At 67.7% G+C, this 10,198-nt stretch carries 10 protein-coding genes, 1 tRNA gene and 1 pseudogene; 10 read left to right on the forward strand and 2 right to left on the reverse strand.

Annotated features, from left to right (window positions below):
• On the forward strand, nt 1-1,009 hold a 1,009-nt coding region (locus RMO85_RS04590; protein WP_310526756.1), incomplete at its 5' end, for a glutamate synthase subunit beta.
• Nucleotides 1,010-1,083: 74 nt separating this feature from the next.
• Nucleotides 1,084-2,532, forward strand: coding sequence for a pyruvate kinase (pyk, locus tag RMO85_RS04595; RefSeq protein ID WP_310526758.1), 1,449 nt, complete (start codon nt 1,084-1,086; stop codon nt 2,530-2,532).
• Nucleotides 2,533-2,596: 64 nt separating this feature from the next.
• Here pyk and RMO85_RS04600 read toward each other — a convergent pair.
• Nucleotides 2,597-2,669, reverse strand: a tRNA-Leu gene (locus tag RMO85_RS04600).
• 38 nt (nt 2,670-2,707) lie between these two features.
• On the opposite strand from RMO85_RS04600, the gene RMO85_RS04605 reads away from it, so the two are divergent.
• The 7 genes from RMO85_RS04605 to RMO85_RS04635 all read left to right on the forward strand — a co-directional run bounded on the left by RMO85_RS04605 (nt 2,708) and on the right by RMO85_RS04635 (nt 9,196).
• Entirely contained in the window at nt 2,708-3,361 is a 654-nt protein-coding gene (locus RMO85_RS04605) for a response regulator (RefSeq protein WP_310526759.1), read from the forward strand.
• Nucleotides 3,362-3,656: 295 nt separating this feature from the next.
• On the forward strand, nt 3,657-4,673 hold the full coding sequence (locus RMO85_RS04610) for a branched-chain amino acid ABC transporter substrate-binding protein (protein WP_310526760.1): 1,017 nt from the start codon (nt 3,657-3,659) through the stop codon (nt 4,671-4,673).
• Between the two features lie 106 nt (nt 4,674-4,779).
• Nucleotides 4,780-5,745, forward strand: a complete 966-nt coding sequence (locus tag RMO85_RS04615) for a branched-chain amino acid ABC transporter permease (protein WP_310526761.1) — start codon at nt 4,780-4,782, stop codon at nt 5,743-5,745.
• Complete coding sequence (locus tag RMO85_RS04620) at nt 5,742-6,917, forward strand: branched-chain amino acid ABC transporter permease (RefSeq protein ID WP_310526762.1); 1,176 nt, start codon at nt 5,742-5,744, stop codon at nt 6,915-6,917. The genes RMO85_RS04615 and RMO85_RS04620 overlap by 4 nt, the downstream gene beginning before the upstream one ends.
• Entirely contained in the window at nt 6,910-7,812 is a 903-nt protein-coding gene (locus tag RMO85_RS04625) for an ABC transporter ATP-binding protein (protein WP_310526763.1), read from the forward strand. The genes RMO85_RS04620 and RMO85_RS04625 overlap by 8 nt, the downstream gene beginning before the upstream one ends.
• Entirely contained in the window at nt 7,799-8,506 is a 708-nt protein-coding gene (locus RMO85_RS04630) for an ABC transporter ATP-binding protein (protein ID WP_397203110.1), read from the forward strand. Before RMO85_RS04625 ends, RMO85_RS04630 begins: the two co-directional genes overlap by 14 nt.
• A gap of 123 nt (nt 8,507-8,629) precedes the next feature.
• Entirely contained in the window at nt 8,630-9,196 is a 567-nt protein-coding gene (locus tag RMO85_RS04635; protein ID WP_310526765.1) for a GNAT family N-acetyltransferase, read from the forward strand.
• Between the two features lie 116 nt (nt 9,197-9,312).
• Here the strand turns inward: RMO85_RS04635 and RMO85_RS04640 are convergent, their stop codons facing one another.
• Nucleotides 9,313-9,750, reverse strand: coding sequence for a hotdog fold thioesterase (locus RMO85_RS04640; RefSeq protein ID WP_310526766.1), 438 nt, complete (start codon nt 9,748-9,750; stop codon nt 9,313-9,315).
• 63 nt (nt 9,751-9,813) lie between these two features.
• Here RMO85_RS04640 and RMO85_RS04645 point away from each other — a divergent pair.
• Nucleotides 9,814-10,198 (forward strand): annotated as a pseudogene (locus RMO85_RS04645) (DNA polymerase I); the annotation flags it as partial.

A 10,198-nucleotide genomic window follows, 5' to 3' on the forward strand; every position in this document is an offset into this window, starting at 1 on the left:
GGCTGTCATCGGCTCCGGACCGGCCGGTCTCGCAGCCGCGCAGCAGCTCACTCGAGCCGGGCACACGGTCGCGGTCTACGAGCGTGCCGACAAGATCGGCGGGCTGATGCGCTACGGCATCCCCGAGTTCAAGATGGAGAAGAAGCACCTCGACCGTCGACTCGACCAGATGAAGCGCGAGGGCACCATCTTCCGCGCCGGCGTCAACGTCGGCGAGGAGCTCACCGGTCCCCAGCTCACCGAGCGCTACGACGCCGTCGTGCTGGCGATGGGGGCGACCCAGGCGCGCGACCTGCCGGTGCCGGGCCGCGAGCTCGGTGGCATCCACCAGGCCATGGAGTTCCTGCCGCAGGCCAACCGTGCCTCACTCGGCGACGAGGTCGAGGGCCAGATCCTGGCCACCGGCAAGGACGTCGTCATCATCGGTGGCGGGGACACCGGCGCCGACTGCCTCGGCACCTCCATCCGCCAGGGCGCGCGCTCGATCACCCAACTCGAGATCATGACCCAGCCGCCGGAGACCCGTCCGGGTGCCCAGCCGTGGCCCACCTATCCGATGACCTTCCGGGTCTCCTCCGCCCACGAGGAGGGTGGCGACCGGGTCTATGCGGTGTCCACCCAGCAGTTCCTCGGCGACGTGGCCGGCCACGTGTCCGGCCTGCGGCTGATCGAGGTCGACGCGACGTTCCAGCCGATCGAGGGGACCGAGCGGGAGATCCCGGCGCAGCTCGTGCTGTTCGCCATGGGCTTCACCGGCCCGGAGACGCCCGGGATCATCGAGCAGCTGGGCGTGGAGCTCGACCAGCGTGGCAATGTCGTGCGCGATGCGACGTACGCCTCGAGCGTCGAGGGTGTCTTCGTGGCGGGCGACGTGGGCCGCGGTCAGTCGCTGATCGTCTGGGCGATCGCCGAGGGACGCGCGGCCGCTGCCGGGGTGGACACCTACCTCACCGGCTCGTCGACGTTGCCGGTGCCGATCAAGCCCACGGATCGACCGCTGGTCGTGTGACGTTCACGCGCTCGTCGCTCGCCGACGACGCGAGATCGTTCTTGGATCGATCAAAGATCCGCTAGGGTCGGGTGGTGCGAAGAGCGAAGATTGTCTGCACCCTCGGCCCTGCGGTGTCCACCCCTGAGAGCATCCGTGAGCTGGTCGACGCCGGCATGGACGTCGCCCGGCTCAACATGAGCCATGGTGAGTACGCCGACCACGAGCGCCTCTATCACCTGGTGCGCCAGGCCAGCGACGACTCGGGCCACGGCGTCGGGATCTTCGCGGACCTCCAGGGTCCCAAGATCCGGCTGGGCATGTTCGCCGACGGCCCGGTCAAGTTGAGGAAGGGCGCGTCCTTCACGATCACCACCCGCGACATCCTGGGTGACGTGGACGAGTGCGGGACGACCTACGCCGGACTGCCGGGCGATGTGAAGGCGGGCGACCCGCTCCTCATCGATGACGGCAAGGTGCGCCTGCGGGTGACCTCCGTCGACGCCACCGACGTGCTGACCGAGGTCATCGTCGGCGGCAAGGTCTCCAACCACAAGGGCATCAACCTGCCCGGCGTCGCCGTCTCGGTGCCGGCCCTGTCCGAGAAGGACACCGCCGACCTGCGCTGGGCGCTCCAACTCGGGGTCGACTTCGTCGCCCTCAGCTTCGTCCGAAGTGCGCACGACGCCGAGGACGTCCGCGCGATCATGCGCGAGGAGGGCATCTTCGTCCCCATCATCGCCAAGATCGAGAAGCCGCAGGCGATCGAGAACATCGACGAGATCGTGGACGCCTTCGACGGCATCATGGTCGCGCGCGGCGACCTGGGTGTCGAGTGCCCGCTCGAGGACGTGCCGATCCACCAGAAGCGGATCATCGACAAGGCCCGCCGCAACGCCAAGCCCGTCATCGTCGCGACCCAGATGCTGGAGTCGATGATCACCGCGCCCGCGCCGACACGTGCCGAGGCCAGCGACGTCGCCAACGCCGTGCTCGACGGTGCCGACGCCGTGATGCTCTCCGGCGAGACCAGCGTGGGGGAGTGGCCCATCGTCGCGGTGCAGACCATGGCCCGGATCGTGACCTCGACCGAGCACCACGGACTCAGCCACATGGCCGCCGTGTCCTGGCAGCCCCACACCCGGGGCGGCGTCATCGCCAAGGCCGCGGCCGAGGTGGCCGAAGCGGTCGGCGCCGTCTTCCTCGTCGCCTTCACCGTGAGTGGCGACTCTGCCAAACGGCTCTCGCGCTACCGCGGCCCGATCCCGATCCTCGCCTTCACCCCCGAGTCGCGGACGCGTTCGCAGCTCGCCCTCACCTGGGGAGTCGAGACCTTCCAAGGTGCCGAGGTCGAGCACACGGACGAGATGGTGCGCCAGGTCGACGAAGCGCTGATCCACATCGGCCGGGTCAAGGAGGGCGACCTCGTCGTCATCATCGCCGGCAGCCCGCCCGGCATCCCGGGCTCGACCAACGCGCTGCGGATCCACCGGATGGGCGATGCGATCAACGGTGCCGCCCCGGCCTATCGGCGTCCGCGCTGACCGAGGACTTCGGTCCGATCAGCGCACCGCACCGCCCCGCTGGCGTCGCGGCGCGATGCCTGGGTGCCCCGGGTGAGATTCGAACTCACACTGAATGCTGTTTGAGAGCATCGCCTCTGCCGTTGGGCTACCGGGGCCAACAGCGAGGAAACCGTACCCGACTAGCCTTGTCGCCGTGACCAACCCCGCCCCCCAGCAGAGCCCGACCCTCCCGAGCACCTCCGTTCGCCGCCGTGTCGTCATTGCCGAGGACGAGGCCCTGATCCGAATGGATCTCGCCGAGATGCTGGACGAGGAGGGCTTCGACGTCGTCGGCCAGGCCGGCGACGGTCAGTTGGCGATCGAGCTCGCGCAGGAGCTCAGGCCCGACCTGGTGATCCTCGACGTGAAGATGCCGATCCTGGACGGGATCGCCGCCGCCGAGCAGATCGCCCGCGAACGGATTGCCCCGATCGTCATCCTCACCGCGTTCTCCCAGCGCGACCTGGTCGAGCGGGCCCGGGACGCGGGCGCGATGGCCTATCTCGTCAAGCCGTTCACCCGTACCGATCTGGTGCCCGCGATCGAGATGGCGCTCAGTCGCTTCGACGAGGTGCGCGTGCTCGAACGCGAGGTCGCCGACCTGCACGAGTCGCTGGCGACGCGCAAGGCGGTCGACCGCGCCAAGAGCGTCCTGCAGGCCCAGCTGGGCCTGAGCGAACCGGAAGCCTTCCGGTGGATCCAGAAGACGGCCATGGATCTTCGCCTGTCGATGAGGCAGGTGGCCGAAGGAGTTGTCGAGCACGGGCCAGGTGTCACCGGGCCGAGTGAGGATTCGGTAACGGATTAGCCATGTTTCGGCGTGTGGTGCGTCAGGTGCTTACGGCGACGCCGCGAGAGGTGTACGTTTCCGCACCGGAGGGGCGTGGCCAGCTCGGCGCCGGTCAGGGCTTCCTCCATGAACTCTGCGTCCCCGGTAGTCGAGCCGCGGACCTGACGAGAGGTAGAAGGCCTTGAGGCGTAACACTCGAGCTGGGCTGGGTGCACTCGCACTCGCCCTGACCGTCACTGCTACGGCATGTGGCACCACCGAGACCGGGGGCAGCGCGTCCGGCGACGGCGCATGCGAAGGCAAGATCGGTGTGATGGGTGCCCTGTCGGGTGCCAACTCCAGCATCGTGCTCCCCTCCGTTGACGGCGCGAAGCTCGCGCTCAAGCAGTGGAGTGCGGACAACCCGGACTGCAAGATCGAACTTGTCGACTTCGACACCGAGGGTGACCCGGCCAAGGCGACCCCGGTCGCCACCAAGATGGCCACGGACGACACCTTCCTGGGTGTCATCGGTGGTGCGTTCTCGGGTGAGACCCGCGCGACCAAGGCGATCTACGGCGACGCCGGCCTGACCATGATCAGCCAGTCCGCCACGGCCACCGACCTCACGCAGGAGGACCCGTCCCCGGTCTTCCACCGCGTGGTCGGCTATGACGACATCCAGGGTACGGCGATCGCCAAGTACCTCAGCGACGTCATCGGCGCCAAGAAGGTCTTCGTCATCGACAACTCCGACGCCTACGGCGAGCCGCTGGCCGCCAAGGTCACCTCGGAGCTGGGCGACCTCGTCGCCGCCAACGACAAGACCCAGGTCGCGCAGACCGACTTCTCCCCGACCGTCTCCAAGGTCAACGCGGCCAAGCCCGACGCGATCTTCTACGGCGGCTACATCGCCGAGGCCGCGCCGCTGCTCAAGCAGCTCCGCGACGCCGGCATCGACGCCCCCTTCGTGGGTGGCGACGGCCTGTACGGAGCCGACTTCGGCAAGGCGGCCGGTGCAGCCGGCGAGGGCGCGATCATCACCTGCCCGTGTGTCCCGATCGAGGAGGGCACCTTCGCCGCGGACTTCGAGGCCGAGACCGGCGCCGCTCCCGGCGCCTATGCGGCCGAGGGCTTCGACGCCATGAACATCTTCCTGGACGCGTTCGCCGACGGCGCTCGCACCCGCGAAGAGGTCGAGGCCTTCGTCGACGGGTACGACGAGAAGGGCCTGACCAAGCAGCTGGCGTTCGACGACAACGGTGACGTTGCTGTCGAGAACGTCGTCATCTGGGCCTACAAGGTCGTGGACGGCGCGCTGGTCCCCGACCAGGAGATCTCGCTGAGCTGAACGAGACACTCATGACCAGTGGGGCGGCCGGGCAGTATGCTCGGCCGCTTCACTGGTGGCCGCCGGATCCTCACGTCCGGTGTGACCCCGGGCTTGGGAGAGGTACATGGATTTCAACGCACTGATCGACAATCTGGGTGGTCACACCCTGGACGGTCTCACTCGAGGCTCGATCTACGCCCTGGTAGCCCTCGGCTACACGATGGTCTACGGCGTGCTCCGTCTCATCAACTTCGCGCACTCCGAAGTGTTCATGGTCGGCACCTGGACGGTGCTCGGTGTCTACACCGTGCTCGGTGTCGGCGCGGGCACCGGCATGGGCATGGTGATCGTGGCCACGCTTCTGGCCTTCGTCGCAGCCGCCGTCGTGTCGGCCTCGGTGGCGCTCGCCGTCGAGCGGATCGCCTACCGGCCGCTGCGCAAGAAGAACGCGCCGCCCCTCATCTTCTTGATCACCGCCATCGGCTGCTCGCTGGTGCTGGTCGAGGTCTTCGGTCACGTGCTGAAGGTGTTCTTCGGTCCGCCGTTCGGGCGCGCACCGGTCAACGTCCCCTCACCGATCCAGACCGCGACGCTGATGACCATCGGCGACGTGCGGATCACCAACACCCAGGTCTTCATCATCCTGGGCGCTGTCTTGATGATGTTCGCCCTCGATCAGTTCGTGAACAGGAGTCGCCTCGGTCGCGGCGTCCGCGCGGTCGCGCAGGACCCCGACACCGCGGCCCTGATGGGGGTCAACCAGGACCGGGTGATCATGCTGGTCTTCATCCTCGGTGGTGCCATGGCGGGCGTCGCAGCCCTCCTGTTCACCCTCCAGTTCGACATCACGAAGTTCGACATCGGCTTCATCATCGGCATCAAGGCCTTCACCGCCGCCGTGCTCGGTGGGATCGGAAACCTGCGCGGTGCGCTGGTCGGTGGTCTGCTGCTCGGGATCGTGGAGGTGTACGCCTCGGCGGTGTTCAGCTCGAACTGGGCGGACGTCACGGCGTTCATCGTCCTGGTCCTGGTGCTGATGTTCCGTCCGACCGGCCTGTTGGGTGAATCGCTCGGAAAGGCACGCGCATGAGTGACAACAAAGCCCCCGTCGCGGAGCCGGCCGACGAGGGCCGCAAGGCCGGCTTCCTCGGTCTGCCGAGCCTCGGGCTCGCGGACAGGTTCAGCAGCCTGCCACTCTGGGCCAAGCTGCCGATCGTCTTGCTGGTGGTCTCGTTCGCGTTCTACCTGCCCAACCTCACCATCCTCCCGTTCGCCTACATCCGAACCGACCTCACCTCGGGTGGATCGGACTGGGGCGGGGTGCTGTTCCTGGTCGTCATCTACATGATCGTGGCCATCGGCCTCAACGTCGTGATCGGGCTGGCCGGCCTGCTCGACCTCGGCTACATCGGGTTCTACGCCCTGGGCGCCTACTCGGTGGCGATCTTCGGATCACCGTCGTCGCCGGTCACCCAGAAGATCGCCGAGAGGTTCGACCTGGGCGAGGGGTGGGCCGTCCCGTTCGTGGCCTGCATCCCGATCGCTCTCGGCATCGCGCTGGCCGCTGGCGTGACCCTCGGCGCCCCGACCCTGCGACTGCGCGGCGACTACCTCGCCATCGTGACCATGGGCTTCGGCGAGATCATCCGCATCCTGTCGCGCAACGTCGGCAGCGTGACCAACGGCTCGGCCGGGATCATCGGAGTGCCCTCACCGCCCGAGCCCAGTGAGAACTACTTCTCCAGCATCGAGTCGGCCCACTGGTACTGGCTGGCGCTGGTCGTGCTGATCCTGCTCATCTTCCTCACGCGCCGGCTGGAGAACAGCCGGGTCGGCCGCGGGTGGCTCGCCATCCGTGAGGACGAGGACGCGGCCGCCGTCATGGGTGTCAACGCCTTCAAGTTCAAGCTCTGGGCCTTCGCCATCGGTGCGTCCCTCGGCGCGATCGCCGGCCTGCTCTTTGCGAGCAAGCAGGCCTACGTCGAGCCGACCGGCTTCGCACTCAACCTGTCGTTCCTCTTCGTGGCCATGGTGGTCATCGGCGGGTCCGGCAACATGGTCGGCGCGATGCTCGGTGCCTTCCTGATCACCTACCTGCCCGAGCGCTTCCGCGAGTTCCAGGACTGGCGCCCGTTCGCCTTCGGCGTGGCCATGGTGATGGTGATGGTGCTACGTCCGCAGGGCCTGGTCCCCAGCCGCAGACGTGCTCGAGAGTTCGCGGACCGCAAGCACGAGGCAGAGGAGGCGGCTGCCGATGTCTGAGCAGACCCTGGAATCCGGCACCAACAAGTCCGGCGGCAACAGTGAGGCACTGCTGGTCGTCGACAACGTCACGCTGAGGTTCGGCGGCGTCGTCGCCCTCGACGAGGTCGCCTTCGAGATCAGGAAGGGTGAGATCCTCGGCCTGATCGGTCCCAACGGCGCCGGCAAGACGACCTGCTTCAACGTCATGACCGGCGTCTACACCCCGACGTCCGGGGACATCCGCTTCGACGGCACCAAGGTCAGCGGGATCAAGCCGCACAAGATCAACGCTCTCGGCATCGCCCGGACGTTCCAGAACATCCGGTTGTTCCCCGAGATGACCGCCATGGAGAACGTCATGGTCGGTGCCGACGCGCGGCACAAGACAAGCGTGGTGGGGGCGCTGTTCCGGCTCTATCGCGTGAGGGCGAAGGAGCACGAGCTCCCGGAAAACCCCCTCGCGCGCAGCTTTGCCAAGGTCTTCGGAGTGAGCCGGCACACGCTCGAGGAGCGGGCCGGCCGGAAGAAGTCGATGGAGATGCTGCGCTTCGTCGGTATCGCCGACCGCGCCCACGAGCTGGCCCGCAACCTGCCGTACGGCTATCAGCGACGACTCGAGATCGCGCGTGCCCTGGCGACCGAGCCCAAGCTGCTGTGCCTCGACGAGCCGGCGGCCGGCTTCAACCCGGCCGAGAAGGCCGACCTGATGAACCTCATCCGGCGGATCCGTGACAGCGGGCTGACCGTGCTCCTCATCGAGCACGACATGAAGCTGGTCATGGGTGTCACCGACCGGCTGGTCGTGCTCGAATTCGGCCAGAAGATCGCCGAAGGGTTGCCCGCCGAGGTCGCCCGCAACCCGAAGGTCATTGCTGCCTACCTAGGAGAGCCGGACGATGCTGCTCAAGCTTGAGGATGTCGTCCTCAACTACGGAAAGATCGAGGCGCTCCACGGCATCAGCCTCGAGGTCGCCGAGGGCGAGGTCGTCGCCCTGATCGGCGCCAACGGCGCCGGCAAGACCTCGACGATGCGCGCCATCTCCGGTGTGCGTGGGCTCACGTCGGGGACGATCACCTTCAACGGCGAGGACGTGACCAAGCTGCGCGCCGACCAGCGCATGCGCAAGGGCCTGTGCCTGACGCCCGAGGGCCGAGGTGTCTTCCCGGGGATGACCGTCACCGAGAACCTCGACATGGGCGCCTACACCCGCAAGGACAAGGCCGGCATCGCCGAGGACTTCGAGCGTGTCTTCGGCCTGTTCCCGCGGCTCAAGGAGCGCAGGAAGCAGGTCGGCGGCACCATGTCCGGCGGTGAGCAGCAGATGCTCGCCATCGGCCGGTCGCTGATGTCGCGGCCCAGGCTGCTGCTGCTCGACGAGCCCTCGATGGGGCTCGCGCCGATGCTGATCCAGCAGATCTTCTCGATCATCAGCGAGATCGCCGAGCAGGGCACGACGATCCTGGTCGTGGAGCAGAACGCCAAGCAGGCGCTGTCGCGTGCCGACCGCGCCTACGTGCTGGAGACCGGCAAGATCGTCAAGAGCGGCAGCGGTGCTGCCTTGCTCGACGACCCGAGCGTCCGCGAGGCGTATCTCGGCGTGGCCTGACCGGTTTTCGGGCCTTCGCGCACACCGCGAAGGCCCTGGGCGTAGGGTCGGCGGTCATGGCCGGGAATGATCTCGGCAACGGGGGATGCAAACGGCACGGGGCTGATCCTTGGGAGTCAACACATGAGCAGGACTACGGTCCAGGTGCGGGCAGCCGCAGCTGCTGACGCTTCGGTGCTGCGTGAGCTGTGGACGGACGTCCTGCGGCGCGGCAGCGCTGAGGAGCAGGAGGCCGACCTCGTGCGCATCATCGACGACTGCGCCGATCGTGAGGACCGGTGCATCTCTGTGGCCGAGATCGACGGCCAGGTCGCCGGCGCGGTCTTCCTCGAAGCCACCACCCTGACTCCGCTCAACCTCGAGCCGGCCGCGCTGGCGGTCTCGCCCCACGTGCTGCCCGAGTTCCGCCGTCGCGGCGTCGGCACGGCACTGATGGACGCCGCTACCAGGTTCGCCGAGGCCCAGGGGATCGGCACGATGGCAACCGCCGCACTGGCCAACTCCCGCGACGCCAACCGGTTCATGGCGCGGCTCTCGCTCACACCGCAGGCAACCCTCCGGACCGCGAGCACGTCCGCGGTGCGCTCCAAGCTGTCCGGTCGACGCTCGGCGACCCGCGGTCGCGGCTCGCGCCAGATCGACAAGGTCCTGGCCGCTCGACGACTCGGACGCGAGCACGTCACCAGCTGAGTTTCGACCGTTCGTTCCAGGATCCCCGGATATGCGGGGATCTTCACGCCTGGCCCCCAATGCTTGAGTCACACAGCGTGAGTTTCCCCGGATAACCGGGTAAACTCACGGGTCCGTCAGGGCCGGTCCAGGAGCGCGCAGGTGATGCGCGCCGTACACACGCGCTTGCCCTCCTCGTTGGTGATCACGACCTCGAAGGCCGCCATGCTGCGACCGAGGTGGATCGGGGTCGCCGTGCCGGTCACGGTGCCGGACGTTGCGGAGCGGTGATGGGTGGCGTTGATGTCGACGCCGACGGCGATCTTGTCGGGAAATGCATGCAGGGCCGACCCGATCGAGCCGAGCGTCTCGGCCAGGACCACGGACGCGCCGCCGTGCAGGAGGCCGTAGGGCTGGGTGTTTCCCTCGACGGGCATGGTCGCGGTGAGGCGCTCCGGCGAGATCTCGGTGATGACCACGCCCATCTTCTCGTTCAGGGCGCCCATACCCTGCGGCATCGTCGCCACGAACTCGTCGATGCTGATCTCGCGGGTCGGTAGTTTGAGGTCGCTCATGCACGCATTGTGGCCGACCCCCGGCGGGTCCTCGGTGTCGGTGTCGGCCGATAGAGTCGCGCCGTGTCCGAGACGAGTGCCGCCACCGCCCCGCCTTCCGCCCGCTTGCTCCTGCTCGACGGGCACTCGCTGGCCTATCGCGCGTTCTTCGCGCTGCCGGTGGAGAACTTCTCCACCGCCACCGGCCAGCACACCAACGCCGTCTACGGATTCACCTCGATGCTCGTCAACGTGCTGCGCGACGAGGTGCCCACGCACGTCGCCGTCGCGTTCGACAAGTCGCGCCAGACCTTCCGGCTCGAGGAGTATCCGGAGTACAAGGCCAAGCGGAACAAGACGCCCGGCGAGTTCAGCAGCCAGCTGCCGCTGATCCAGCAGGTCCTCGACACCCTCCGGATCAGGCACCTGGAGCTCGACGGGTACGAAGCCGACGACATCATCGCGACCC

Origin of the sequence: Nocardioides sp., assembly GCF_031422975.1 — a bacterium.
GTDB lineage: Bacteria > Actinomycetota > Actinomycetes > Propionibacteriales > Nocardioidaceae > Nocardioides.